The sequence below is a fragment of the Luteimonas suaedae genome (assembly GCF_008312895.1).
In the GTDB taxonomy this organism is placed as follows: Bacteria; Pseudomonadota; Gammaproteobacteria; order Xanthomonadales; family Xanthomonadaceae; genus Luteimonas; species Luteimonas suaedae.
Window position 1 is genome coordinate 954,126 of the sequence record NZ_VSSP01000001.1, and the last position, 26,754, is coordinate 980,879.

The following is a 26,754-nucleotide window of genomic DNA, read 5'->3' on the forward strand; positions in this document are numbered from 1 at the left end:
GACCGCGGCTCCCGGGGGTGATCGCCCGGCGCGGCCCGCCACCGGGATCGCATAGAATCCGGGCACCCTTTCCGCTCGGATGCGCCATGGACCCCATTCTCGTCGGCAAGTCGGTCACCACGCCCGACAGCGGCAACGTTCATCTGCTGCCGAAGTACGGCAACCGCCACGGCCTGGTGGCCGGCGCCACCGGTACCGGCAAGACGGTCTCGCTGATGACGCTGGCGGAGGGTTTTTCGCGCATCGGGGTGCCAGTGTTCCTGGCCGACGTGAAGGGCGACGTCGCCGGCCTCGCCGTCCCCGGCGCCGACAGCGAAGGCGTGCGCAAGCGGATCGAGACCATCGGCATCGCCGACTACCGCAGCGAAGGCAGTCCGACGATCTTCTGGGACCTGTACGGCAAGCTCGGGCATCCGGTGCGCACCACCGTCAGCGAAATGGGCCCGACCCTGCTCTCGCGGATCCTCGAGCTCAACGACACCCAGGGCGGCGTGCTCGACATCACCTTCAAGCTCGCCGACGACCGCGGCCTGCTGCTGCTCGACCTCGACGACCTGCGCGCCCTGCTCGCCCTGGTGGCCGAGGAGCGCAAGGCGGTCTCGACCGAATACGGCCTGGTCAGCGCGCAGTCGATCGGCGCGATCCAGCGTGCGCTGCTGCGGCTGGAGCAGGAGGGCGGCGCGCAGTTCTTCGGCGAACCGGCGCTGGAGCTCGCCGACCTGATGCGCACCACGCCGGACGGTCGCGGCGTGATCGGCATCCTCGCCGCCGACCAGCTGATCCTCAAGCCGCGGCTGTATTCGAGCTTCCTGCTGTGGCTGCTGTCGGAACTGTTCGAGGCGCTGCCGGAAGTGGGCGACCTGGTGAAGCCGAAGCTGGTGTTCGTGTTCGACGAGGCCCACCTGCTGTTCAAGGACGTGCCGGCGGCGCTGCGCCAGCGCATCGAACAGGTGGTGCGGATCATCCGCTCCAAGGGCGTGGGCGTGTATTTCTGCTCGCAGTTCCCGGACGACGTGCCCGACGAGATCCTCGGCCAGCTCGGCAACCGCGTGCAGCATGCGCTGCGCGCCTTCACCCCGCGCGACCAGAAGGCGGTCAAGACCGCGGCGCAGACCTTCGTCGCCAACCCGGCCCTGGACGTGGCACAGACGATCTCCCAGCTCGGAACCGGCGAGGCGCTGGTCTCCATGCTGCAGGACACGCCGTCCGGCAAGGGCGTGCCGATGCCGGTCGAACGCACGCTGATCGCGCCGCCGCGCTGTCGCATGGGCGCGATCACCGACGCCGAGCGCGCCCAGGTCCGTGCCGGCAGCGCGCTCGGCCCGAAGTACGACACCACCGTGAATCGCGAATCGGCCGCCGAACGGCTGGCGCAGCGCGCCGAGGCGATGAGCGAACAGGCGCAGGCGCCGAAGGCCAAGGATACGGCCGGCAATGGCGAACGCGGCATCGGGCAGACGATGAAGGACGCGATGTTCGGCACCGGCCGTCGCCAGGGCATGATCGAGACCATGGGCAAGCAGGCCGCGCGCACGGTCGGCAGCCAGATCGGGCGGCAGATCCTGCGCGGGGTGCTGGGCGGCATCTTCGGCGGAAAGTCGCGCTAGACTTTCAGGCAGGTTGCCCACTGCAATCCTGCCTACAAGGAGCGAGCACGATGCCTACGTCGCTGAAAGCGCTGCTACCCGTCCTGCTGGTCGTCGCCCTGCTTGGGTGCAAGCCTGAAGCGGCAACCGCACCGGCAACCGAGGCTGCGGCCATCGATGCACCTGCACCCGAAGCCGCCAGGACCGATGCTCCCGCTTCCAGCGATCCCGCGGCGTTGGCAGGAACGTTCACGGGCACCCTGCCCTGCGCCGACTGCCCCGGCATCGACACCACCCTGGCGTTGCGCGGCGACGGCAGCGCCGCCCTGACCGAGGTCTACCAGGAACGCGGTGGCGAGGCCGAGCCCGCAGCCGGCACCTGGACCGTGGAGGAGGCCGGCACCCGCCTGCGCTTCGATCCCGAAGACAAGGCCAGCGCCGACAGGCTCTATGCGATCACGTCCGGCGACGAGCTGACCCAGCTCGACATGGAAGGCAACCCGATCGAGAGCAGCCTCAACTACAGTCTCACGCGCGAACCCTGACCTTACGAATTCCGGTTGCCCCCTGAGCCGCTGGCGCCCGCCACCCGAGAAAAGCACCGCGCTGATCACACGCGAGGGGCACGCGCGCCTGAAGGCCGAGCTGGACGACCTGTGGCGGGTCCGGCGGCCCGAAGTGGTGCGCGCACTGGCCGCGGCGGCCGCGGAGGGCGACCGTTCCGAGAACGCCGAGTACACCTACCGCAAGAAGCAGCTGGGCGAGATCGACCGCCGCGTGCGCTACCTGTCGAAGCGGCTGGAATCGCTGCGGATCGTTGACGACGTACCTTCCGATCCCGATGCGGTGTTCTTCGGCGCCTGGGTCGAGGTGGAGGACGCGGCGAATGGGCAATGTCACCGCTACCGGATCGTCGGCCCCGACGAGACCGACGCCCGCAAGGGCTGGATCAGCATCGATTCGCCGCTGGCCCGGGCAATGCTGAACAAGCGCGTCGGCGACGAGTTCGAAGTGGCGCTGCCGGCCGGCACGGAACACATGGCGGTCGTCGCGATCGAATATCCGCCGCGGCCGGAGGCTTAGGACACCGCGTCGATCACCGCCTGGGTGAAGGCGGGAATGTCATCGGGCTTGCGGCTGGTGATGACATGGCCGTCGGTGACGACCTCCGCATCTTTCCAGCGTGCACCGGCGTTCTCCAGATCGGTGCGCAGCGATGGCCAGGACGTGACCTCCCGCCCCTTCGCCGCGCCGGCTTCGGCCAGCATCCAGGGGCCGTGGCAGATCGCGGCCAGCGGTTTGCCGGCCTGGTCGAAGGCGCGGACGAAATCGACCGCCTTCGGCTCGCGCCGCAGGTTGTCCGGGTTGATCACCCCGCCCGGCAGCACCAGCGCGTCATAGTCTTCGGGCCTGGCCTGCGACAGCGCCAGATCGACCGGGACCGTGTCGCCCCAGTCCTTCTCCTTCCAGCCGCGGATCTCGCCGGCTTGCGGCGCGATCACGTCCACCGTGAATCCGGCTTCCTTGAGCTTGGCGCGTGGCTCCATCAGCTCCGACTGCTCGAAACCGTTGGTGGCGAGGACGGCGATGCGCTTGCTGTCGGCGGGCATGGCGGGACTCCTGCTGCGGTGGAAGCCCGCAGGCTAGGGCGCGCCCGGTGGCGGGGTCGTGAATCACGGGACCTTGACGTCGGTCGGCGGTCCCCGCTCGCGGAGTCGCGACTGCCGCCGCTCATGCAGGTGGCGATGCCGGCGACGCAAACGGAGCCAGGCCGTATCGACGTCCACTCCACCTATCTCCTGCAGGAGGGGCTACAGCCCCGACCCGCCGAAGATCACGGCAAGGCGACAAGCGGTGCGGCGTCGGTCGGAAGACTGCATGCCCGGGGGCTTTTCCGCATCCCGCTCGTTTCCCGGGGTCGGGGCCGAAGCCCCTCCTACAAACGAGGACAACCGGCACGGAAAACGAACGTCGATATGCCCTAGCGCTCGCGCGCGTCCGAATCGGATGCCGCGTCCACCCGCTCCAGTTCGTACAGCCCGCCGCCGGCGATCACCGAGAAATAACCGCTGTCGATGCGAAACCCCTGACGAGGGAAAAACGTCCCCGGCGCCACCCGGCACAGCACGAACTCTTCCGACCACCCGCACCGCAAACCGCGGCTCTCGCCCACGCCGGGGAACAGGCCCGCCATCTGGTCGGGACTGGCCACGTCCAGGCGCTTGGGCTGGCCGGCGAACCAGGCTCGCCAGCCGTCGCCCTCCCGGGTCACGCGCAATCCGGCGCGATGGTCGCCATCGCCGGACACCACGTCCTCTCCAACCGGACGATAGTTCCCGCTCAGGCCATCGGGATCCTGTGCTGCAGCCACGCCCGCGCACAGCAGCGCCGCCGGCAGCAGGCACGCCACCGCACGTCGCATCACGCCGCCACCTCGCCGTACAGGTCGTGCTCGTCGCTACCCATGATCCGCACCTCGGCGAAGTCGCCGGCGCGCAGGCCGTGCGCGGCGCCGTCCTGGATCTGCACCAGGCCATCGATCTCCGGCGCGTCCGCCTGCGAGCGCGCGATCGCCAGTTCGCCGTCGATCGTGTCGACCAGGCAGCGCTGCACGCTGCCGACCTTCGCCTCCAGGCGCTCGGCCGAGATCCGTGCCTGGCGCTCCATGAAGCGCGCCAGCCGCACCTGCTTCACGTCCTCGTCGACCGGATCGGGCAGCGCGTTCGCCGCGGCGCCTTCCACCGGGGAATAGGCGAACGCGCCGACGCGGTCGAGCTGCGCCTCGTCCAGGAAGTCCAGCAGTTCCTCGAATTCGGCGTCGGTCTCGCCGGGGAATCCGACGATGAAGGTCGAGCGGATCGTGAGTTCCGGACAGATCGCGCGCCAGCCGCGGATGCGCTCGAGCGTGCGCTCCACCGCCCCGGGCCGCTTCATCAGTTTCAGGATCCGCGGGCTGGCGTGCTGGAACGGGATGTCCAGGTACGGCAGCAACTTGCCTTCGGCCATCAGCGGGATGATCCGGTCGACGTGCGGATACGGGTAGACGTAGTGCAACCGCGTCCAGACGCCCAGCTCGGCGAGCCCCTCGCACAGCGCCTGCATCCGCGTCTGGTAGCGGCCGCCGCGCCAGTCGCGCTCGGCATAGCGCAGGTCGACGCCGTAGGCCGAGGTGTCCTGCGAGATCACCAGCAACTCGCGCACGCCGCCGCGCACCAGGCGTTCGGCCTCGCGCAACACCTCGTCGACCGGGCGCGAGACCAGGTCGCCGCGCATCGACGGAATGATGCAGAAGCTGCAGCGGTGATTGCAGCCCTCGGAGATCTTCAGGTAGGCGTAGTGCTTCGGCGTCAGCTTGATGCCGATGTCGTCGGCCGCGCGCCGCGGCACCAGGTCGACGAACGGGTCGTGCGCCTGCGGCACCGCGGTGTGCACCGCGCGCATCACGCTGGCGTAGTCCTGCGGACCGCTGATCGACAGCACGCCCGGATGCGCCTGGCGGATCACCTCCTCGCGCTTGCCCAGGCAGCCAGTGACGATGACCTTGCCGTTCTCGGCCATCGCCTCGCCGATCGCCTCCAGCGACTCGTCCACCGCCGCGTCGATGAAACCGCAGGTATTGACCACCACCACGTCGGCGGCGTCGTAGCTGGGCACGATCTCGTAGCCCTCCACCTTCAGCTGGGTCAGGATGCGCTCGGAATCGACCAGCGCCTTCGGGCAGCCGAGGCTGACGAAGCCGACCCGGGGGCTGGTGGGCTTGTGGGGAACGGCGGACATGTGCGGACCGGAGTGAAGCGGGCGGCGATTATAGCGTTCGCGCAGAAACGGCCCGGATCCGGGCCGTTTCGCTCATCGAGCGTACATCTCCACGCACTGAATGCGCCCGGACCCGCCGCAATAGTGGACCGCTCCGGCGTCGCCCCCGGAGCGGCCACCCGCGCTCAGAACCCCAGCGCGTAGCGCAGCGAGACCATCCGTGCGTCGCCGCGGGGGCCGAAGCGCTGGTCATAGCCGAACGTCATCACCGCGTTGCGGCCGACCCACGCATCCAGCCCTAGGCCGAACAGGCCGCCGGACCGTCCCGGCTGCAGGCCCGCCAGCGGCGACCAGGCGTCGGCGCCGACGAAGCTGGCGTCGATGTCCAGGCCGCTGGCGCCGAGCGTGTGCTGCCACTCGGCGTAGCCGCGCAGGGTCAGCGCCGACCAGCCGCGCTCGGCGCGCACGCCGGCGATCGCCTGGCTGCGGCTCGAGGTCCACGCATCGGCGCGCAGGCCGAAGCCGTCGCCGCCGAGTTCCGAGAAGCCGTCGCTGTCGATCCGCGTGTACTCGGCGCCCACGTACGGCGTCAGGTGCGCGTCGCGGTCGCCGAAGCGATAGCCGCTTTCCAGGTTGGCGGTCAGGTAGTCACCGGCATAGGCGCTGAACACGCCCATCGACTGCCGCCCGGTGAACAGCTGCCGTTCCAGGCGCCGATCGAAGCGGCCGAAGCCGACCTGGCCCAGGGTGTAGGCATTGCCGTGCAGGCTGCCGGCATACAGCTGGGTCTGGGTCTGGCGATCGCGGCCGCGGTCACGGCTGCCGTCGCGGCGGCTGTCGGCCCGGGTCTCGCCGAAGGCGAAGCCGGCGATGCCGTTGCCGCCGAAGCGGTAGTCGCGGCCGATCATCCAGCCGTCGACGGAGAAGTCGCTGCCGGAATATCCGCCCTGTCCGCCGCCGCCGAGTTCGCGCTTCCACGCGCCCGCGGCCTGCGGCTGCAGGCGGCTGTCGTCGAAGTGCGAGGACAACGCACGCCGGCTCATGTCGATCGCGTCGAAGGTCGTCGACGAGGCCACCGCATGCAGTTCGCCGGACAGGCTGGACAGCGACGCCGCCGCGGTCGCCTCGTCGGCAATGCGCTGGAAGTCGCCGGCAACCTGGATGAAGCCGTCGGCGATCACCCCTTCGCCGGCTTCGCGCTGCCCGTCGATCTGCCGGAACGCGTTCTCCACCCGCTGCGCCGACGCCAGCGACGCGGCACCGATATTGCCGAACGCGGCCACGGCCGCGCTCACGTCGAGGCGGGTGACGTCCAGCCAGACGACACCACCGGTGTAGTCGTAGCGGATCGTACCTTCGAAGAACAGACTGTCGTCGTAGGTGTAGCCGTCGAAACGGCCATCGAGCGTCCCGTCGGCGCGCAGCACGTGCTCCCGGTTCTGCCTGACGTAGCCGTCGACCGCGCCGGCAACGTGCACGGTACCGCCCTCGAGGGTGGCGTCGCCGCCGACCTCGAGTGCACCGGTGCCGAGCACCACCGCGAGTTCCGCATCGGCGCCGTGGGTGTAGTCGCCGCCGATGGTGAGCGCGGTGGTGCCATCGCCGGCGTCGAGCAGCAGCCTGCCCTGGTTGCCGACGTTGCCGGCGACGTGGCCATCGCCGCTCAGGATGCCACCGGCGCGGATGGAAACCTCGGAGTTGCCGAGCGAACCGCTCAGGCGCAGCGTGCCGCCGTCGACCAGGGTGGCGCCGCGGTAGGCGTTCGCGCCCGACAATTCGAGGATGCCGCTGCCGCGCTTGGTCAGGCCAGCCGCGCCGACGATGTCGTTCGACCAGACGGAAGTCACGCCGTCGAAGTCCGCCGTCACCCGCCCCCAGTCGAAACGCGCAGGCCCCTGCACGGCCCGGCCCACGTCCAGCAGCCCGTAGCCGAAGAGTTCGTCCACGCCCGAGGCGCCGATGTCCTGCGCGGTGCCCAGGAGGGTCTGCCGCACCAGGTCGTTGTCGAACCAGGGGAACGCTTCCCACACCAGCGCGGCGGCGCCCGAGACCTGCGGCGCGGCAAAGGAGGTGCCCGCCCAGCGCCAGTATTCGGGATCGTCCGGCGGATCGTCGGTTCCGGTCGTGACCACGGTGCCCGGCGCCGCCAGGCAGTAGTTCATGGCGATGCCGCAGGCGTTCGGATAGACGTCGCCGTCGATGTCATCCAATTGATTCGGGTTCTCGGGATCGATCGCCGTCACGGCGATCCAGCCTCGTTCCAGATCCGCCGCAGGGGTGCTGCCGTTCGGTCCGGACTGGCTCGGCAGCGCGGCCATGTCGGTTGGATCGCCCTCTCCGAGATTGCCGGTGGCGAATACCACCAGCCCGTCGTTGCCGATGATGAAGTCGCGATACTCGTCGGCGATCGGCGCGGTCGCGGCCGGGTCGTCCCAGTAGAGACCGCCCCAAGAGTTGTTCATGATGCGCACGTCGCGGTCGATCATGTCCTGGTGGATGGGCTCCAGCCCAAGCGCACCGTCGACCTCGTTGCCCTGTCCGCTGCCGTCGTCGTCCGGCGGCTCGTCATTGATGATCCGCGCCGAGACGATTTCCGCGCCCTGCGCGATGCCGCCGGGCCACTGCCCGAACGGCTGGCCGGCGATGATCTGGGCGACCGCGGTGCCGTGGCCGTCGACGTCGTCGATGGACAGGTCATTGTCGGAATCGACGTAGACCAGGTTGTCCACCACGCGCCCTGCCAACGCCGGGTGATCGGGATTGACGCCAGTGTCGAGCACACCGATGCGGACACCCTCACCGGTGAATCCGGCTTCGATGGCGGCATCGGCATTGGTCACCGTCAGGTGATCGCTGTAGGCCGGGTTCGGCGGTTCGACCACCGTCGGTGGCGGCGGGCCGGGCGGCGGGCTGGGCGGCGGCGTGTCGGGACGGTTGTTGCTACCGCCGCCGCCGCACGCCGTCAACGCAAGCCCGATCGCGCCGGCCAGCAGCGAAAGCCGGAACGACGGCGCCGTTGCGGCGCCCGAGATCTTCTCCTTCATGGGTGCGTCTCCCTCTTCGACGACTCGTATTGCACGTCCTGCCCCCGGGAGGCATCTCACCGCCCCGAACCCGACTGGACACCTTGGACCATCTATACCCGCAAACACCCGTAGCCGCCACCACGAAACCGTGACGCATCGCCGGCAACCACACAAAGTCGAATGAATGGGCTGCGCGTTTGCCGCACCAGGGCGACGGCGCGATAATTCCGCCTTTCCCGGGGAACCCCCCGTCCCTGCCGGAGCAATGCATGAGCGACATCGTCATCGTCGGCGCCAAGCGCACCGCCATCGGTTCCTTCCTCGGCCAGTTCACCGGCGTGCCGACGCCGACGCTCGGCGCCGCCGCGATCCGCGGCGCGCTAGAACAGGCCGGCGTCGCCCCCGACCAGGTCGACGAGGTGATCATGGGCTGCGTGCTGCCAGCCGGGCTGGGCCAGGCGCCGGCGCGTCAGGCGTCGCTCGCGGCGGGCATCCCCGACGCCGTCGGCTGCACCACCATCAACAAGGTCTGCGGCTCGGGCATGAAGGCGATCATGTTCGCGCACGACCTGATCCGCGCCGGCTCCTCCACCGTCGCCGTCGCCGGCGGCATGGAGTCGATGACCAACGCCCCGCACCTGCTCAACGGCGCGCGCACCGGCATCCGCTACGGCAGCGCCGAGTTCCTCGATCACATGGCATGGGACGGCCTCACCAATCCCTACGACGGCAAGGCGATGGGCGTGTTCGGCGACGCCACCTGCGAGAAGTATGGCTTCGACCGCGAGGCGCTCGACGCGTTCTCGGCCGAGAGCGTGAAGCGCGCGCAGGCGGCGACCGCGGACGGCGCCTTCCGCGGCGAGATCGTTCCGGTCACGGTCAAGACCCGCAAGGGCGAGACCGTGGTCGAGACCGACGAGGAGCCGGGCCGGATCGACATCGCCAAGATCGCGACGCTGCGCCCGGCATTCGGCAAGGAAGGCCGCCTGACCGCGGCCTCGTCCTCGAAGATCTCAGATGGCGCCGCCGCCACCGTGCTGATGTCCGCCGACGAGGCCGGCCGCCGCGGCCTGGCGCCGCTGGCGCGCATCGTCGCGCATGCCGGCCATGCACAGGCGCCGGAATGGTTCACCACTGCGCCGGTGGCGGCGATCGGCAGCGTGCTCGAACGCGCCGGCTGGTCGGTCGACGAAGTCGACCTGTTCGAGGTCAACGAGGCGTTCGCCTGCGTGGCGATGGCGCCGATGAAAGATCTCGGAATTCCCCACCACAAGCTGAATGTCAACGGCGGTGCCTGTGCACTCGGACACCCCATCGGCGCCAGCGGTGCCCGCTTGCTGGTGACACTGATAAATGCCCTGCGGACGCGGGGTTACCGGCGCGGTGTCGCTTCGTTGTGCATCGGCGGCGGCGAAGCCACAGCGGTCGCAGTCGAGGTGGCGTGAAGGAGTTAACGGCATTTTTACGCAAGGAATCAAACACATACTTGACACCCATCACCGGCTTGTCATGATGTGCCCCGGCGCGCAGCATCGCGCGTTCTGACTCACCACACGACGAGGAAATCAACATGTCCATCAACAAGGCTCTGCTTGCCCTGGCTATGGGTTTCGCCCTGGCCGCTTGCTCGAACCAGGATACCGCGCAGGACGCAGCTGCCGACGCCGCTGACGCCGCTGCCGAGGCCCAGGCCCAGGCCGATGCTGCTTACGGCGACGAGGCCGCGCAGGCCGCTGCCGACACCGCCGACATGGCCGCCGACACCGCCACCGACGCCGCCGCCGACGCTTCCGCCGCCACCGGCGACGCGGCCGATGCCGCTGCCGACGCTGCCCAGGACGCCGCTGACGTGGCCGAGGACGCTGCCGATGTCGCCGACGAGGCTCAGGACGCGGCCGAAGCCAACGCCGAAGAAGATCCGGTGCAGTAAAGCATTCGCCGCAAGCCGAATGGCTTGACGCGAATTGCAGTATCAGGAAAGCCGCCGGAAGTCCGGCGGCTTTCCTTTTGCAGTCATAGGCATGGCAATGGCGCCGCCGCCATGCACACCCCCTTCACCGACACAGGGCAAGACTGCCCGCGCTTCCGGCCCTCTCGAAGGAAAACCACCATGGACAGCAAGCTCCTGATCCTCGCCGCCGCCGTCGTGCTCAGCCTGGGCGCCTGCCGGGACGACACCGCAAACGCCCAGCAGGAGGCCGACGAGGCCGCCGCGGCCGCAGAAGACGCGCGCCAGTCCGCTTCCGAGGCGCTCGACTCCGCCGGTGCCGCCGCCCGCGAAGGCTACGATGCCGCCGCAGCCGGCGCGCGCGAAGCCACCGCCGACTCGCGCGAAGCGATGCATCGCGCCGGCGACGCCACCGAAGCCACGGCGCGCGAAGCCGCCGCCGATGCCTCCGAGGCCGCGGCCGAGGCCGCGCGTGCCAGTTCCGACGCCATGGATCGCGCCGCCGAACGCGCCGACACCGCCGCCGAGGACGCGCGCGACGACCAGTAACCGGCCAGTCACGCCATCGCGCCATCGAAGGCCCGCCGTTGTGCGGGCCTTCTTCTTTTGCGCAAGCCGCAGCCCGGCCGCGGCGGTTATCCTGTCGGGCCCGCCGTCCGGATGCCCGCGCATGCCCGCACTGAGTTCGAGCCTGGACCCGCGTTCGCAGGATTTTCTCGACAACGCCGACTACCACCGGGCGCTGGTAGCCGAACTCGACCGCCGCCTGGCCCGCGCCGCGGAAGGCGGCGGCGAGAAGGCACGCGAAAAGCACAGCGCCCGCGGCAAGTTGCTGCCGCGCGAACGCATCACCGCGCTGCTCGACACCGGTTCGCCGTTCCTGGAAATCGCGCCGCTGGCCGCCGAGGACATGTACGACGGCTCCGCGCCCGCGGCCGGCCTGGTCAGTGGCATCGGCCGGGTCATGGGCCAGGAGGTGGTGATCGTCGCCAACGACGCCACCGTCAAGGGCGGCACCTACTTCCCGATGACGGTGAAGAAGCATCTGCGCGCGCAGGAGATCGCGCGCGCGAACCGCCTGCCCTGCCTCTACCTGGTCGACTCCGGCGGCGCCTTTCTGCCGCTGCAGGACGAGGTGTTCCCCGATCGCGAGCATTTCGGCCGCATCTTCTACAACCAGGCGCGGATGAGCGCCGAGAACATTCCACAGGTCGCGGTGGTGATGGGCAGCTGCACCGCCGGCGGCGCCTACGTGCCGGCGATGTGCGACGAATCGGTGATCGTGAAGGAACAGGGCACGATCTTCCTCGGCGGGCCGCCGCTGGTGAAGGCCGCCACCGGCGAAGTGGTCGACGCCGAGGCGCTCGGCGGCGCCGACGTGCATACCAGCGTCTCGGGCGTGGCCGACCATTTCGCCGAGGACGATCGCCATGCGCTGCAGATCGCGCGCGACATCGTCGGCGGCTTCAACCGCCGCAAGCACCTGCAGGTGGCGCTGCGCGAGGCGCGCGAGCCGCGTTACCCGGCCGAGGAGCTCTACGGCATCGTGCCGAAGGACACGCGGCGCCCGTTCGACATCCGCGAGGTGATCGCGCGCATCGTCGACGGCAGCGAGCTGCAGGAGTTCAAGGCCCGCTACGGCAAGAGCCTGGTGACCGGCTTCGCCCACATCCACGGCTATCCGGTCGGCATCATCGCCAACAACGGCATCCTGTTCGCCGAGAGCGCACTCAAGGGCGCGCACTTCATCGAGCTGTGCAACCAGCGTGGCATCCCACTGGTGTTCCTGCAGAACATCACCGGCTTCATGGTCGGCAGGAAGTACGAGAACGCCGGCATCGCCAAGAACGGGGCGAAGATGGTCACCGCGGTGGCGTGCTCGTCGGTGCCCAAGTTCACCGTGGTCATCGGCGGCAGCTTCGGCGCCGGCAACTACGCGATGTGCGGCAGGGCCTACGGCGCGCGCTTCCTGTGGATGTGGCCGAACGCGCGCATCAGCGTGATGGGCGGCGAGCAGGCCGCCAGCGTGCTGGCGACGGTGAAGCGCGACGGCATCGAGGCCAGGGGCGGCCAGTGGAGTCCCGAGGAGGAGGAAGCCTTCAAGGCGCCGATCCGCGACCAGTACGAGACCCAGGGCAGCCCCTGGTATGCCACCGCGCGCCTGTGGGACGACGGCATCATCGATCCGGCCGATACCCGGCGGGTGCTGGGACTGGCGATCTCTGCCTCGCTCAATGCGCCGGTCGAGCCGGCGCGGTTCGGCGTGTTCCGGATGTAACCGGCATGATGTAACCACCCCGTCACCGGATCGTCAGCGGCCGGCGCCAGACTCGGGCCGGAGGCCGGAATCCCCCCCGACCCCGTGTGGAGGCGGCGTGGACACTTCGAACCGGCTGGATGAACAAGCCGTCGTAACACCCCGCTCGATCTCGGATTCGGTGAGGGCGGTCACATCGCGACGTGGCGACCTGCGTGCTAGTCTCGCGGCTGCGACCCTGTCGTTCCTGCGCGGCTGCCCGCCTGCGGCCGATACGCCTGTCCCTGTTCGTCCATGAGGAATTTTTGTGATGGCCATCTTCAACCAGCCCAGCCCCGCCAAGAAGGACGCTGCTCCCTCCTTCGCCCCGGAATCTGCCGTCTCGCCGGCCCGTGACCAGCAGCCCGCCGTCGCCGATTTCAATCCGACCCAGAACGCCCCGCCGCGGCGCCCGGTCACCAGCGAGGTCAAGGAGTCGCTGATCGCGTCCAACCTGACCATCGAAGGCAAGATCGAGGGCACCGGCCATGTCCGCATCGCCGGCCGGTTCAAGGGCGACGTCAATGTGCAGGGCGACCTGACCATCGAGAAGGGCGCCAAGCTCAACGGCGGCGTGCGCGCCGAGAAGGTGATCGTCTCCGGTGATCTGGAGGGCAACATCGATTCGGCTTCGCGGGTCGAACTGCTCGACACCGCGGTCATGAACGGCGACCTCAAGGCCGGCTCGCTGACGGTGGCGGCAGGTTCGAAGATCCGCGGCCACATCGAATGCGGCTGGGAGAACAAGGACGCGAGCCACAAGGTCAACGGCAACGGCAAGGTGGAAGCCAAGGCCGACAAGGCGGATCTCGAACTCGCTTCATGAGCAGCGGCCGGCCGGGTGCGGCGGGCGCCACACGCGCCTGCCCGCACTGCAAGACGACGATCCTGCAGAGCGCCAGCATCTGCCCGTCGTGCCGCCACTATCTGCGCTTCGATGCGACGGCGCCCGGGGCCGTCGCGTCGACCACCGCGCTGCAGGTCGAAGGCACGATCCGCCACCCCGCCGAGGGCGGCGCCTGGGAGTACTCGGTGGTGCTGATCATCCGCGACGACGAGGGCAACGAGATCAACCGCCAGGTCGTCGGCGTCGGCGCCATGCACTCGGGCCAGGAGCGCAGCTTCAGCCTGGCGGTCGAGGTGTTCCCGACCAGCGACATGCGCAGGCCGGTCAAGCGCAGCACGAAACACTGAGGAGCAGGAACGAGGAGCGCGTGGGTACGTACTGCCTTGACTCGTTCCTCGTTTCTCGGACCGCAGCTACTGGCCGGGCGCCGCGGGACGCTCCGACGCAAGCATCGCGCGACGGTTGTACCAGACCCCCAGCGCGACGGCGGCCACGATGAACAGTTGCGCTAGGATGCCCTGCAGGGTCGGATAGATCCCCAGCAGCGCGATCCGCGGGAACTCGATCACCGACACCGGCAACCAGCCGGCTTCCTGCAGCGCCGCGATGCCCTTGCCGGCCAGCATCACCGCCAGCACCGAGATCAGCACCGAGCTGATCGCGAAGAACTGCGTGATCGGCAGCTTGCGCGAGTACCGCAGCATGGCCCAGGCCATGGCGGCCAGCACCACCGCGGCCGCTCCGCCGCCGGCCAGGATCGCCGCGCCATTGCCCTGGCTCCACAGCGCCGCATAGAACAGCACGGTCTCGAACACCTCGCGGTACACCACCACGAACGACAGCAGGAACAGGAACCACGCCGAGCGCTTGGACAATGCGTGCGAGAGCTTTTCCCGGATGTACCGCTGCCAGGCACCCGCCTGGCTCTTGCCGTGCATCCAGATGCCCACGAACAGCAACACGATGGCCGCGAACAGGGCCGCGACGCCCTCGGTGATTTCGCGACTGGCCCCGCTGATGCCGACCAGGTAGGTCGCGACGCCCCAGGTGAAGACACCTGCCACCAGCGCACCCACCCAACCGCCATGTACGTACGGCATCACCTCGGTGCGATTGGCCTTGCGCAGGAAGGCGATCATGGCGATCACGATCAGCAGCGCTTCCAGCCCTTCGCGCAGCAGGATGGTGAAGGCGCCGACGAAGGCCGACACATTGCTGGCCATGTCCGGTGACAGCGCGGCCTCCGCCTCGTCGAACAGGCCATCCACCACCTCGACCTGCTCCCGCACCTCGTCGACCCCGGCCGCCCGGCCGACGCGCGACCGCAGCTCGGCCATCGCGACCTCGATCCGGGTCATCAACCCGGCATCGCGTGCGGCAAGCACCGGCTCGACCGGTTCGAATCCGTCCAGGTAGGCGGACAACATCAGGTCCCGGGCGACGCGCTGGTCGCCGGCCTCGTAAGCCGCCACGCCTTCGGCCAGGCGCTGGCGGGCAACGGCCAGCGAACCTTCCGGCTTCGGCTCGACCGCCTGCGGCTGCCGGCGCAGGTAGGCCATGATGGCCGCGGCATCGTCTTCACCCACCTGCTGGGCCAGCGCGGCCGACGTCAGCTGGCTCAACGCGGCCAGGTCGGGAATCGCCTGCCGCAGTGAGTCGTCCCCGGCCCAGCGTCGTTCGCCTTCGGCCGCCAGCTCTTCCGGATACGCGTACTGGCCGATGTAGAACGACAGCGCCCAGCGGTCTTCCGCCGGCAGGTGCGCATAACTGACCATGCCGGTGCCTTCCAGGCCCTGCTCGATCACCTGGTACAGCGCGAAGACGCTGCGCTCCCGGGCACGCTCGCGATCGGTGAAATCGATCGGCGCGGGATCCAGGCCGGCGCCGGCGGGACCGTCGCCCGCACCGTTGGCGCCATGACAGCTGGCGCACTGCTGCTGGTACAGGCCGGCGGCCTGGGCCACGTCCGGGGCGGCCGCGGGCGCCAGCGGCATCGGATAGGCCAGCAACAGTTGCGCCGCGAGTCCGCGTGCCAGCTCGGCCACCGCTTCCGGCGGTTGCTTGGCATCGATGGCGGCCTGCAGCTCTTCCGCGCCCTGCAGCAACTGCGGCTGCGCCTCCGACGGCGACAGGGCGGTCATGCGTTCGCGCACCGAGGCGGCGAACTCGATCATTTCCGCGTATTCCGCCTCGCTGATCACCTGCCCGTCCTGGACGGCGACGGAATAATCGACCGCGATGTAGTCGAGCAAGCGCCAGACCGTCTGTGCGCCAGGATCGGCGTGTGCCGACAAGGCGAAAGACAGCAGCAGGGACAGGGCCAGGCAGCGCAGGGCATTCAGCATGAAAGGCATCACGGGGAGCAACGAAGCAGGCATCTTACGCCAAATGAGAATTGGTCGCATTGCCAGAACATGCGGTCGCCGCGACGGCTATCATCATGACCACCGCAGTGCGAGGAAGCCCGCGAACGATGGATCACGCATTACTGAACCTGCGCGCAGGCCCGGTCGCGCGCCTGCGCCTGAACCGCCCCGCCGTCCACAACGCCTTCGATGCCGAGCTGATCGCCGCCCTCACCGCGCGGCTGTCCGCGCTGGGCGGCGACGAGACGGTCCGGGTGGTGGTGCTGGAATCCGCCGGCGACTCGTTCTCGGCCGGCGCCGACCTCAACTGGATGCGCGCGATGGCCGCCGCCGGCGAGGCGGAAAACCGCGACGACGCCCTCGCCCTCGCGCGCCTGATGCGCACGCTCGATGAGCTGCCGAAGCCGACCATCGCCCGGGTCCACGGCGCGGCCTTCGGCGGCGGCGTCGGCCTGATCGCCTGCTGCGATGTCGCCATCGGCGTGCCGGAAGCGAAGTTCGGTCTCACCGAAAGCCGCCTTGGGCTGCTGCCGGCGGTGATTTCGCCCTACGTGATCGCCGCGATCGGCGCCCGCAATGCGCGCCGCTATTTCGCCAGCGCCGAGGTCTTCGACGCACCGCAGGCGCTGCGGATCGGCCTGTTGCACGAGGTGGTGGCCGCCGAGGCGCTCGATGCCGCGGTCGATCGGCAGATCCAGCTGCTGCTCCGCGCCGGCCCGGTCGCCTCGGCGCAGGCCAAGGCACTGGTGCGCGCGGTGGTGCCGCAGGGCGATCGCGATGCGCTGGACGGCGCCACCGCCGACCTGATCGCGGCCCTACGCGGCTCGCCCGAGGGTCGGGAGGGCCTGGCTGCGTTTCTCGACAAGCGCCCGCCGGCCTGGGTTCCGGAGAAATAACCGGAGCCGGTTTCAAGCCCTCCCCTTCAAGGGGAGGGTTGGGTGGGGATGGTGTTCAAGGAAGGAGTTCCCGTGAAAGGACAAATGAATCGAAAGATCATTCGGGAAAAACTCCCCCGCGCACTGCGCAATCAGCCCACGAAGGTCGAGCACCAATTATGGCAATACCTGCGTGGCCGTCAGCTCGAAGGGTGCAAGTTCAGGAGGCAGCATCCCTTCGGCGACTACATTCTTAATTTCGCCTGCCTCGAGCGACGAGTCGTCGTAGAGCTGGATGGCAGCCAGCATGCCGAAGAAGTGGCATACGACGCGCAACGTACCCGATTCCTGGAGAATGCCGGATTCACCGTGCTCAGGTTCTGGAACAACGAAGTGTTCGACAATATCGAAGGGGTAACGGAAATGATTCTGGGTGCGTTGGATTCGTCGATAACACCAACACCATCCCCTCCCAACCCTCCCCTTGAAGGGGAGGGCTGAACGCATGTTCGACAAGATCCTCATCGCCAACCGCGGCGAGATCGCCTGCCGGGTGATCCGCACCGCACGCCGGCTCGGCATCCGCACCGTTGCGGTGTTCTCCGAGGCCGACGCCGATGCCCAGCACGTGCGCCTGGCCGACGAGGCGTATCCGGTCGGTGGACCGCGGCCGCAGGACAGCTATCTGCGTGGCGACGCCATCCTCGATGCCGCGAAGCGCAACGGCGCGCAGGCGATCCATCCGGGCTACGGCTTTCTTAGCGAGAACGCGGACTTCGCCGATGCGGTGGAAGCGGCCGGCCTCGCCTTCATCGGCCCCAACGCCGCGTCGATGCGCAAGATGGGCAGCAAGGCCGGCGCCAAGGATCTGATGCAGGCGGCGGGCGTGCCGGTGGTCCCCGGCTACACCGGCGAGGATCAGGCGCCGGAGACGCTCGAGCGCGAGGCCGCGCGGATCGGCTATCCGCTGATGATCAAGGCCGCGCACGGCGGCGGCGGCAAGGGCATGCGCGTGGTCCGCGAGCCGGCCGATTTCCTGTCGAGCCTGGACAGCTGCAGGCGCGAGGCGGCGAACGCGTTTGGTCGCGATCGGGTCCTGCTGGAGCGCTACATCGAACAACCCCGGCACATCGAGATCCAGGTCTTCGGCGATCGTCATGGCAGCGTGATCCATCTCAACGAGCGCGAGTGCTCGGCGCAGCGCCGCTACCAGAAAGTGATGGAAGAGTCGCCGTCGCCGTTCCTCACCCCGGCGCTGCGCGCACGCATGGGCGAGGCCGCGGTGCTGGCGGCGCGTGCGATCGATTACGAGAACGCCGGCACGGTGGAGTTCATCGTCGCGCCCGACGGCGGCTTCTACTTCATGGAGATCAACACCCGGCTGCAGGTCGAGCATCCGGTGACCGAGCTGGTGACCGGGCTCGACCTGGTCGAATGGCAGCTGCGCGTGGCCGCCGGCGAGGCGCTGCCGCTGGCGCAGGACGCCATCGCCCAGCACGGCCATGCGATCGAGGTGCGGCTCTATGCCGAAGATCCGGAGGCAGGCTTCCTGCCCGGCTCGGGCCGCCTGCAGCGGCTGCGGCTGCCGCCGCAATCGGCGCACGTGCGCGTGGATTCGGGCGTGGTCGAAGGCGATGCGGTGACCATCTTCTACGATCCGATGATCGCCAAGCTGATCGTCCATGACCGCGATCGGCCGCGCGCCCTCGCCCGCCTTCGCGAGGCGCTGGCGGCCTGCCGGATCACCGGCCCGAAATCCAATATCGAATTCCTCGAACGGCTGGTGCGTCACCCGGTGGTGACCGAAGGCAGGATCGACACCGGCTACCTCGACCGTCACCTCGATGAGGTGCTGGCCCCGCCGGACCCGCCGACGCACGCGGAACTGGCCGCGGCCGCCGCGGCCGCGCTGTTGCATGACGAGCGTGTACACCGGGACACCGCCGCGGCGTCACCGGAGCCGCATTCGCCCTGGGCGATCGCCGACGGCTGGCGCCTGGGACACGCCGGCGACCGGCTGCTGGTGCTGCAGCATCGCGAGCAGCGCCTCGAGCTGCATGCGGCCGGCACCGGCGGCGAGTACCGGCTGCGCATCGCCGACGGTGCCGTGCTACGGATCGAGGGGGCACGCGCGAGCGGCGGCGAACTGTCGCTGCGCGTCGACGACGCGGGCCATCGCTTTCTCGCGCATGCCGTCGACGACGGCGTGACCGTACACGACGGCACGCGGCGCCTGGGCTTCGCGCGGCTGCCCGCCTTCCGCTTCGAGGCCGGCGCCGATGCCGCCGGCAGCGACCGGATCACCGCGCCGATGCCCGGGCGCGTGGTGCTGGTCGAGACCGCGCCGGATGCCGAGGTCGCCGAAGGCCAGGCGCTGTTGGTGATGGAGGCGATGAAGATGGAACTGACCCTGCGCGCGCCGCGCTCGGGCGTCGTCGCCGAGGTCAGGGCTGCGGTGGGCGACTTCGTCGACGGCGATGCGGTGCTGGTCGTGCTGCGGACCGAAACCTGACTGCGCGGATCGTCGCGACATGTGTTCGTAGGAGCGCCCCATGGGCGCGATGCCGCGGGTGCCGACAAGATCCGACGGACGCCGCGATCCGGGCCCGGCAGGCGCATCGGTCACCGGAATGCGCGGGCGGCGCCTTGCCCGCGGCATCGCGGGCGTGGCCCGCTCCTACGAGGGCACGACCGGCGCGGCCGGTGATGCGCTCGAATCACGTAGGCTCTACGACTAGGCGCAGGCACGACGGCTGGCGTAGGTTCGAAGATCGTGCTCAAACTCCTGGCGTCCCCCTCCCCCGGCGAAACCGAATGAGCCCGTTCCCCGACACCATCCGTATCGTCGAAGTCGGTCCACGCGACGGGCTGCAGAACGAGCGTGCGCAGGTGCCCACCGCGGCCAAGATCGAACTGATCGACCGCCTCTCCGCCACCGGGCTGAAGACGATCGAGGCGACCAGTTTCGTCAGCCCGAAGTGGGTCCCGCAACTGGCCGACGCCGCCGAGGTCTATGCCGGCATCGGCCGCAGGCCCGGCGTGGCGTATCCGGTGCTGGTGCCCAACGAGACCGGCTACGACCGTGCACGCGCGGTCGGCGTCGAGGAGATCGCGGTGTTCACCGCCGCCTCGGAGGCCTTCAACCACAAGAACATCAACGCCTCGATCGACGCCTCGCTGCAGCGCTTCGCGCCGGTGCTGGCGCGGGCGCTCGCGGACGGCGTGCGCGTGCGCGGCTACGTCTCCACCGTGCTCGGCTGCCCGTACCAGGGCGAGGTGCCGCTGGCCGACGTGGTGCGCGTGGCGCAGGCGCTGTACGACATGGGCTGCTACGAAATTTCCCTCGGCGACACCATCGGTATCGGCACGCCGCTGAAGGCGCGGACGATGCTGCGCGCGGTCGCCGCGGCGGTGCCGATGGGGGCGCTGGCGATCCACTTCCACGATACCTACGGCCAGGCGCTGGCGAACATCCTGGCCTGCCTGGAGGAAGGCGTGGCGGTGGTCGATGCCGCCGTCGCCGGCACCGGCGGCTGCCCGTATGCGCGCGGCGCCAGCGGCAACGTCGCCAGCGAGGACGTGGTGTACATGTTGCACGGCATGGGGATCGGCACCGGCATCGACCTCCAGGCGCTGAGCGAGACCGGTCGCTGGCTGGCGGCCCTGCTGGGCCGCGAAACCGGCAGCCGGTTCGGCCGCGCCACGGCGCCGGCCGGCGGATCCTCGGCGGCGGCCGTGGAATGAACCGCAAGCCGCGCGCCGGGGAACGCCCTTCCGCGTCCGCAGACGTGGACCCGGCGCGGCTCGCGCAGGCACTCGACGCAGCCTGTCGCGATCCGGACCTGCCCGCCGGCGCCCGCGAGCTGCTCGCCGCCGCCCGCGACGCCCTGCGCACGGCGGCCGCCGACACCGAGTCGGCGCAGTCGCGCTACCGCGCGCTGTTCGATGCGGTCCCCGACCCGGTCAGCATCCTCGACGAAACCGGCATCGTGCTCGACCTCAACAAGGCCGGTATGGCCGCCTACCGGCGCAGCCGCGACGAGATCATCGGCCAGCCGATCGAGGTGCTCAATCCGGACCTGCCCGAGGACCATCTGCAACCGGTGCTGGAGACGCTGCGCCGCGGCGGCACCTACGTGGTCGAGGTCACCAACATGCGCGGCGACGGCAGCCGCTTTCCGGTGGAGGTGCATTCGGCCGGATTCCTGCACGAGGGGCGACGCTGCATCGTCGCCGTGGCCCGCGACCTCAGCGCGCGCCGCGAGGCGGAATCGCGCTACGGCCAGCTGCTGGAAGTGATCGACAAGGGCGTGCTGGTGCACGACGCCGACAATCGCCCGCTGCAGGCCAATGCCGCGGCGATGCGCATCCTCGGCGCCGAAGAGGACCACAGCCTCGAGGACTATCTCGCTCCGGAGGCGTGGACGCTGCTGGACGAGAGCGGCCGCCGCATCGCCGATGACGACCTGCCGACCACCCGCACCCTGCGCAACGGCAAGGCCACCCAGAGCACGGTGCTGGGCCTGTACCACAAGCCCGAGCGCCGCCTGCGCTGGCTGTCGGTGACCACCGTGCCGCTGTTCACGCCCGGCAGCCGCGCCCCGCACCAGGTACTCTCGTTCTTCAGCGACGTCACCCAGCTCAAGCGTGACAGCGCGTTGTTCAGCCGCGCCCAGGCGCTGGCGCGGATCGGCGGCTGGGAATGGGAGGCGGGGCGCGACGCGCTGTACCTGACCGACGAGGCCGCGCGGATCCTCGGCCAGCCACGACCGCCCGCCACCATGGATGCGCTGCTGCAGTGCCTGCGCGAGGGCGACCGCAGCCGTTTCGAACACGCCCTGCGGCATGCGCGGCAACAGCAGCAGCCGATCGACCTGGAGCTGCAGGGCCGGCGCAGCGACGGGCGCATGCTGTGGATCCGCATCATCGGCGAACCGGAACACGACGAGTCGGCCAACGTCAGCGTCACCGGCACCCTGCAGGACATCAGTGAGCGCAAGCAGGCCGAGGAGACACTGCGGGTGCAGGCCCGGACCGACCCGCTGACCGGCCTGCTCAACCGCGACGCGATCCTCGGCGAAATCGGTGCGCGCATGGACGATCCGGCGCAGTCGCCGCTGGCGGTGCTGTATCTGGACCTCGACCGCTTCAAGATGGTCAACGACGTGCTCGGCCACGGCGCCGGCGACGAGCTGTTGCGCCACGTCGCCGACCGCATCGGCCACGCGGTCGGCACCGAGGGGCTGATCGCACGCTTCGGCGGCGACGAGTTCCTGGTGGTCTGCAGCCTGGCCGACGATCCTGCGCGGCCCGAGCGCATGGCACAGCGGATCCTCGAAGCCTTCGACCATGGCTTCCGCCACGCCGGCGAGGAGTTCGACGTCACCGCCAGCATCGGCATCGCGCGCGCACCGGAGGACGGCGATCGGCCGCAGACGCTGATCCAGAGCGCTGACGCGGCCATGTACGACAGCAAGCGGCGGGTGCGCAACGGCTGGCAGGCGTACAGCCCGGCGCTCGCGCAGTCGCGCATGGACCGCCTGCGATTGGAGACGCACCTGCGGCGCGCGGTCGACAACGGCGAGTTCCATCTCGTGTATCAGCCGCAGGTGGACATGCGCAAGGGCGGCATCGTCGCCGCCGAGGCACTGATCCGCTGGCGCAACCACCAGCTCGGCGAAATGCGCCCCGATCATTTCATCGGCCACGCCGAGACCACCGGCGACATCGTGCGGATCGGCCGCTGGGTGCTGAGCGAGGCCTGTCAGCAGGTCGCGGCCTGGCGCGACGCCGGGCTGGGCGTGGTCCGCGTCGCGGTCAACGTCTCCTATCGGCAGTTCCTCGGCGACGACCTGGCCGACACCGTGCGCAGCGTGCTCGCCGAGTACCGGCTACCCGGCACGGCGCTGGAACTGGAGTTCACCGAGCGCGCGCTGATCGAGGACGCCCCGGATACCCTGCGCACCTTCGCCGAGCTGCGCGAGATGGGCGTGGTGCTGACCATCGACGACTTCGGCGAGGGCTACAGTGCGCTCAATTACCTGCGCCGGCTGCCGATCCACGGCATGAAGCTGAGTCAGCTGTTCGTCGAGGGCGTGCCGCGGAACCATTCCGACGTCGCGGTGTGCCAGGCGATCGCCGGCATCGCCCGCAGCCTCGGGCTGAATCTGGTCGCCGAAGGGGTCGAATCCGAGGCGCAACGCCGGTTCCTGCTCGAACTCGGCATATCCGTGGGCCAGGGGTTTCTGTTCGCGCCCGGTCTGCCGTCGGACGAGTTCGCGCACCGCATCGCGCGCGACAACGCCCTGGAATCCGCGATTCCGTAGGAGCGCGCCATGCGCGCGATACCGCGGGTATTTCGCCGCCCGCGGATTCCGGTGACCGGCGTGCCTACCCGTCCGGAATCGCGGCATCCGCCGGATCCGGCAGACACCCGCGGTATCGCGCGCATGGCGCGCTCCTACGACAGATCGCGGGACGCCGGCCGGTGGCGGCGGGTAAAATGCTTCGCTTTCGCACCGCAGGAGCGTCCATGCAGCTTTCCGACATCCGCGCCATCGTCACCGGCGGCGTCTCCGGCCTCGGCCTGGCGGTCGCCCGGCACCTGGTCGCCCACGGCGGCAAGGTGGCGCTGTTCGACGTCGACGACGACAAGGGCGCCGCCGCCATCGCCGAGCTGGGCGAGGCCCGGGCGCGCTTCATCCGCACCGACGTCACCGACGAGGACGGCGTGGTCGCCAGTGTCGACGCGGCCCGGGATTTCCTCGGCGGCTTGAACGCGGCGATCAACTGCGCCGGCATCCTCGGCGCCGGTCGCGTGCTCGGGCGCGAGGCGCCGATGCCGCTGCGCCAGTTCTCGACCACGGTGATGGTGAACCTGGTCGGCAGCTTCAACGTCGCCAAGGCAGCGGCCGCGGTGATGCAGCACAATGATCCTGGCGAGGACGGCGAGCGCGGCGTGATCGTCAACACCGCTTCCGTGGCGGCCTACGAGGGCCAGATCGGCCAGGCGGCCTACTCCGCCTCCAAGGCCGGCGTGATCGGCATGACCCTGCCGATGGCGCGCGAGCTCGCGCGCTTCGGCATCCGCGTCAACACCGTCGCGCCGGGCATCTTCTGGACGCCGATGGTCGACGGCATGCCGGAGGAGGTGCAGCAGTCACTGTCGGCCTCGATCCCGTTCCCGTCGCGGCTCGGACAGCCGACCGAATTCGCCGACCTGGTCGCCCACCTGCTCGGCAATCGCTATCTCAATGGCGAGACGATTCGCCTGGACGGGGCGGTGCGGTTGGCGCCGAAGTGAGGAAGGCCGTGATTGGTGATTCGTGATTGGTGATTCGAAAAAGCGAACGCCAGCAAGAGTCGGCCAGCACGGGATCCCATAACGAATCACCAATCACCAATCACCAATCACCAATCACCAATTCACGAATCACGAATCACGAATCACCAATCACGGCCCCTATGAAAGCCTCCGACCTCAAGAAAGGCAACGTCGTCGAACACAATGGCACCGTGTACCAGGTGCGCGACATCGAGCGCAGTTCGCCGCAAGGGCGCGGCGGCAACGTCACGTTCCGCTTCACCCTGTACTCGGTCCCCGGCGGCAGCAAGTACGACCTGTCGCTGCGCGCCGACGATGACCTCAAGGAGGTCGAGCTCTCGCGTCGGCAGGCCACCTTCTCCTACAAGGACGGCGAGGCCTTCGTGTTCCTCGACGACGAGGACTACACGCCCTACATGCTCGACGCCGACGCCGTGGGCGAGGCCGCCGGCTACATCAGCGACGGCCTGACCGGCTGCCACGTGCAGATCATCGACGAGCAGCCGGTCGCGGTGCAGCTGCCGCAGAGCGTGGCGCTGGAGGTGGTGGAGACGCCGCCGGAGCTCAAGGGCGGCACCGCCACCAAGCGCCCGAAGCCGGCCCGGCTGAGCACCGGCATCGAGATCCAGGTGCCCGAGTACATCGGCAACGGCGAACGCGTCCTGGTCAACACCACGACCGGCGAATTCGCCGGCCGCGCCGATTGAACGTCGCCACGGTCGATCGCCGGCAGCGACGCCCCGCCGGGCGAAGTCCATTGCGCAGCGCCTGCGGGAACAGCGACGGCGGAACCGACTTCGCCGTACGGATTGGGATAGGCTTGTCCGATGAACGATGACGTCCCGGCCGCCGGCGTTCCGAGTCCGCTGGCGAAGCGCTTTCGCGGCTACCTGCCGGTCGCGGTGGACGTGGAAACCGGCGGCTTCGACTGGAACCGCCATGCACTGCTCGAGATCGCGGTGGTGCCGATCGACCTCGACGCCGAGGGCCGGCTCGTGCCCGGCGAGACCGCCAGCGCGCACGTGATCCCGGCCGAGGGTACCGAGGTCGACCCGAAGTCGCTGGAGTTCACCGGCATCGACCTCGACCATCCCTTCCGCCTCGCGAAACCCGAGCGCGAGGCGCTGAACCACGTGTTCGCGCCGATCCGCACGGCGGTGAAGAAGCATGGCTGCCAGCGCGCCATCCTGGTCGGCCACAACGCGCATTTCGACCTGCATTTCGTCAATGCCACGGTCGCGCGCTGCGGCCACAAGCGCAATCCGTTCCACCCCTTCAGCGTGTTCGACACGGTCACGCTGGGCGGCGTCGCCTACGGGCAGACGGTGCTGGCACGCGCGGTACAGGCCGCCGGCTTTCCCTGGGACAGCGCCGAGGCGCATTCGGCGATCTACGACGCCGAGCAGACCGCGCGCCTGTTCTGCGCGGTGGTCAATGCTTGGGACAGCAGGAGTGAGAAATGAGGAGTGAGAAACGAGAGACTCGCTCTCGCTCTCGCTCTTTCTCACTCCTCACTCCTCTTCACTCACTCCTGCACTAGCAGCCGCTCGATCAGCGCCAGGTAGAGTCCCGGCAACGCCTGCAAATCGGCGACGGCGACGTGTTCGTCGACCTTGTGGATGCTGGCGTTGACCGGCCCCAGCTCGATGCAGTGCGCGCCCAGCGGCGCGATGAAGCGGGCGTCGGATGTGCCGCCGCCGGTGCTTTCCTCGGGCGGCGTGCCGGTGAAATCCGCCAGCACCGCGCGCGCGGTCGCGCGCAGTGGACCTTCCGGCGTATGGAACGGCTCGCCGCTGCGGTGCCAGCGCACGTCGTGGTCCAGCCCGTGGCGCTCGAACAGCGCCGCGATCTCCGCCTGCAACCGTTCTGCGTTCCAGTGCGGGTTGTAGCGCAGGTTGAACTGCACCTGCAGTTCGCCCGGGATGACGTTGTTGGCGCCGGTGCCGGCATGGACGTCTGAGATCTGCAGGCTGGTCGGCGGAAAACTCTCGTAGCCGTCGTCCCAGCGCCGCGCCACGAGCTCCCCCAGTGCCGGCAGCGCCCGATGCACGGGATTGTTCGCCTTTTCCGGATAGGCCACATGCCCCTGCACGCCGCGCACGGTCAGCGTCGCCGACAGCGAGCCGCGCCGGCCGACCCGCAGCAGGTCGCCCAGCCGCTGCTTCGACGAGGGCTCGCCGGTGATGCACCAGTCGATCCGCTGGCCGCGCTCGCGGAAGGTCGCGGCGACCCGGCGCACGCCGTCGATGGCATCGCCCTCCTCGTCCGAGGTCAGCAGCAGCGCCACGGTCCCGGGATGGTCCGGATGCGCGGCCACGAAGCGCTCGGCGGCGACCACGAACGCGGCCACCCCGCTCTTCATGTCGGCCGCGCCACGCCCGTACAGCACGCCGTCGCGGACCTCCGGCGCGAACGGATCGCTCGTCCAGGCATCGCGCGGCCCCGGCGGCACCACATCGGTGTGCCCGAGCAGGACCAGCACCGGGCCGCCGCTGCCATGCGTCGCCCACAGATTGTCGACCGCGCCATAGCGCAGCCGCTCGCAGGCGAAGCCGGCCTTTTCCAGTCGCGCGGCGATCAGCGCCTGGCAGCCGGCGTCGTCCGGCGTGACCGAAGCACGGCCGATCAGGTCGCAGGTGAGGTCGAGGACATCGGACATGGGCGGAGGAATGAGGAGTGAGGAGTGAGGAGTGAGGAGTGAGGAGTGAGGAGTGAGGAGTGAGGAGTGAG

Annotated in this window: 24 protein-coding genes; 18 read left to right on the forward strand and 6 right to left on the reverse strand. The window is 69.4% G+C overall.

What is annotated here, in order from left to right; all coding sequences use genetic code 11:
* The first annotated feature begins 86 nt into the window (after window positions 1-86).
* From FXO19_RS04080 to greB, 3 genes are read left to right on the forward strand one after another with little or no spacing between them, the layout of a single operon-like run.
* On the forward strand, window positions 87-1,607 hold the full coding sequence (locus FXO19_RS04080) for a helicase HerA-like domain-containing protein (protein WP_149193745.1): 1,521 nt from the start codon (window positions 87-89) through the stop codon (window positions 1,605-1,607).
* A 50-nt stretch (window positions 1,608-1,657) separates the two neighbouring features.
* On the forward strand, window positions 1,658-2,131 hold the full coding sequence (locus FXO19_RS04085) for a copper resistance protein NlpE (RefSeq protein WP_149193746.1): 474 nt from the start codon (window positions 1,658-1,660) through the stop codon (window positions 2,129-2,131).
* 22 nt (window positions 2,132-2,153) lie between these two features.
* Window positions 2,154-2,669: a transcription elongation factor GreB gene (gene greB, locus FXO19_RS04090; RefSeq protein ID WP_149193747.1), complete on the forward strand. Its 516-nt coding sequence runs from the start codon at window positions 2,154-2,156 to the stop codon at window positions 2,667-2,669.
* Here greB and FXO19_RS04095 read toward each other — a convergent pair.
* From FXO19_RS04095 to FXO19_RS04110, 4 genes are all read right to left on the reverse strand, one after another.
* On the reverse strand, window positions 2,666-3,196 hold the full coding sequence (locus tag FXO19_RS04095) for a type 1 glutamine amidotransferase domain-containing protein (protein ID WP_149193748.1): 531 nt from the start codon (window positions 3,194-3,196) through the stop codon (window positions 2,666-2,668). The two genes, greB and FXO19_RS04095, sit on opposite strands and share 4 nt — an antisense overlap.
* Window positions 3,197-3,567: 371 nt before the next feature.
* Window positions 3,568-4,011, reverse strand: coding sequence for a hypothetical protein (locus tag FXO19_RS04100; protein ID WP_149193749.1), 444 nt, complete (start codon window positions 4,009-4,011; stop codon window positions 3,568-3,570).
* Window positions 4,008-5,363, reverse strand: coding sequence for a 30S ribosomal protein S12 methylthiotransferase RimO (gene rimO, locus FXO19_RS04105; protein ID WP_149193750.1), 1,356 nt, complete (start codon window positions 5,361-5,363; stop codon window positions 4,008-4,010). Before rimO ends, FXO19_RS04100 begins: the two co-directional genes overlap by 4 nt.
* Before the next feature lie 164 nt (window positions 5,364-5,527).
* A complete protein-coding gene (locus tag FXO19_RS04110; protein ID WP_149193751.1) occupies window positions 5,528-8,386 on the reverse strand; it encodes a S8 family serine peptidase in 2,859 nt (952 codons plus the stop codon).
* Between the two features lie 251 nt (window positions 8,387-8,637).
* Between FXO19_RS04110 and FXO19_RS04115 the strand changes: the two genes are divergently transcribed.
* The 6 genes from FXO19_RS04115 (at window position 8,638) to FXO19_RS04135 (ending at window position 13,806) form a co-directional block, all read left to right on the forward strand.
* The gene (locus FXO19_RS04115) at window positions 8,638-9,813 is read left to right on the forward strand and encodes a thiolase family protein (protein ID WP_149193752.1); all 1,176 of its coding nucleotides are present in this window, start codon (window positions 8,638-8,640) and stop codon (window positions 9,811-9,813) included.
* Between the two features lie 125 nt (window positions 9,814-9,938).
* Window positions 9,939-10,298: a hypothetical protein gene (locus tag FXO19_RS04120; RefSeq protein ID WP_149193753.1), complete on the forward strand. Its 360-nt coding sequence runs from the start codon at window positions 9,939-9,941 to the stop codon at window positions 10,296-10,298.
* A gap of 180 nt (window positions 10,299-10,478) precedes the next feature.
* On the forward strand, window positions 10,479-10,865 hold the full coding sequence (locus FXO19_RS19130) for a hypothetical protein (protein ID WP_187775616.1): 387 nt from the start codon (window positions 10,479-10,481) through the stop codon (window positions 10,863-10,865).
* Between the two features lie 121 nt (window positions 10,866-10,986).
* A complete protein-coding gene (locus tag FXO19_RS04125; protein ID WP_149193754.1) occupies window positions 10,987-12,594 on the forward strand; it encodes a carboxyl transferase domain-containing protein in 1,608 nt (535 codons plus the stop codon).
* Window positions 12,595-12,883: 289 nt separating this feature from the next.
* Window positions 12,884-13,438, forward strand: a complete 555-nt coding sequence (locus FXO19_RS04130; RefSeq protein ID WP_149193755.1) for a bactofilin family protein — start codon at window positions 12,884-12,886, stop codon at window positions 13,436-13,438.
* Window positions 13,435-13,806: a hypothetical protein gene (locus FXO19_RS04135; protein WP_149193756.1), complete on the forward strand. Its 372-nt coding sequence runs from the start codon at window positions 13,435-13,437 to the stop codon at window positions 13,804-13,806. The genes FXO19_RS04130 and FXO19_RS04135 overlap by 4 nt, the downstream gene beginning before the upstream one ends.
* A gap of 66 nt (window positions 13,807-13,872) precedes the next feature.
* On the opposite strand, the gene FXO19_RS04140 is transcribed toward FXO19_RS04135, so the two are convergent.
* Window positions 13,873-15,804, reverse strand: coding sequence for an FTR1 family protein (locus FXO19_RS04140; RefSeq protein WP_223115412.1), 1,932 nt, complete (start codon window positions 15,802-15,804; stop codon window positions 13,873-13,875).
* Window positions 15,805-15,932: 128 nt separating this feature from the next.
* On the opposite strand from FXO19_RS04140, the gene FXO19_RS04145 reads away from it, so the two are divergent.
* The 9 genes from FXO19_RS04145 (at window position 15,933) to rnt (ending at window position 25,487) form a co-directional block, all read left to right on the forward strand.
* On the forward strand, window positions 15,933-16,721 hold the full coding sequence (locus FXO19_RS04145; RefSeq protein WP_149193758.1) for an enoyl-CoA hydratase-related protein: 789 nt from the start codon (window positions 15,933-15,935) through the stop codon (window positions 16,719-16,721).
* Between the two features lie 84 nt (window positions 16,722-16,805).
* A complete protein-coding gene (locus FXO19_RS04150) occupies window positions 16,806-17,201 on the forward strand; it encodes an endonuclease domain-containing protein (RefSeq protein ID WP_149193759.1) in 396 nt (131 codons plus the stop codon).
* A gap of 4 nt (window positions 17,202-17,205) precedes the next feature.
* A complete protein-coding gene (locus tag FXO19_RS04155) occupies window positions 17,206-19,212 on the forward strand; it encodes an acetyl/propionyl/methylcrotonyl-CoA carboxylase subunit alpha (protein WP_149193760.1) in 2,007 nt (668 codons plus the stop codon).
* Between the two features lie 40 nt (window positions 19,213-19,252).
* Entirely contained in the window at window positions 19,253-19,438 is a 186-nt protein-coding gene (locus tag FXO19_RS04160) for a hypothetical protein (RefSeq protein WP_149193761.1), read from the forward strand.
* Between the two features lie 76 nt (window positions 19,439-19,514).
* A complete protein-coding gene (locus FXO19_RS04165; RefSeq protein WP_149193762.1) occupies window positions 19,515-20,444 on the forward strand; it encodes a hydroxymethylglutaryl-CoA lyase in 930 nt (309 codons plus the stop codon).
* A complete protein-coding gene (locus FXO19_RS04170; protein ID WP_149193763.1) occupies window positions 20,441-23,026 on the forward strand; it encodes a sensor domain-containing protein in 2,586 nt (861 codons plus the stop codon). The genes FXO19_RS04165 and FXO19_RS04170 overlap by 4 nt, the downstream gene beginning before the upstream one ends.
* 206 nt (window positions 23,027-23,232) lie before the next feature.
* Entirely contained in the window at window positions 23,233-24,003 is a 771-nt protein-coding gene (locus FXO19_RS04175) for an SDR family NAD(P)-dependent oxidoreductase (RefSeq protein ID WP_149193764.1), read from the forward strand.
* 161 nt (window positions 24,004-24,164) lie between these two features.
* Window positions 24,165-24,731 carry an elongation factor P-like protein YeiP gene (gene yeiP / locus FXO19_RS04180; protein WP_149193765.1) on the forward strand — a complete coding sequence of 189 codons (567 nt, stop codon included), beginning with the start codon at window positions 24,165-24,167 and terminating at the stop codon, window positions 24,729-24,731.
* Window positions 24,732-24,851: 120 nt separating this feature from the next.
* Window positions 24,852-25,487 (forward strand): ribonuclease T, encoded by a 636-nt coding sequence (gene rnt, locus FXO19_RS04185; protein WP_149193766.1) that lies wholly within the window; start codon window positions 24,852-24,854, stop codon window positions 25,485-25,487.
* A 62-nt stretch (window positions 25,488-25,549) separates the two neighbouring features.
* Here rnt and dapE read toward each other — a convergent pair whose 3' ends face one another.
* Window positions 25,550-26,683 carry a succinyl-diaminopimelate desuccinylase gene (gene dapE / locus FXO19_RS04190; protein WP_149193767.1) on the reverse strand — a complete coding sequence of 378 codons (1,134 nt, stop codon included), beginning with the start codon at window positions 26,681-26,683 and terminating at the stop codon, window positions 25,550-25,552.
* Between the last annotated feature and the right edge of the window lie 71 nt (window positions 26,684-26,754).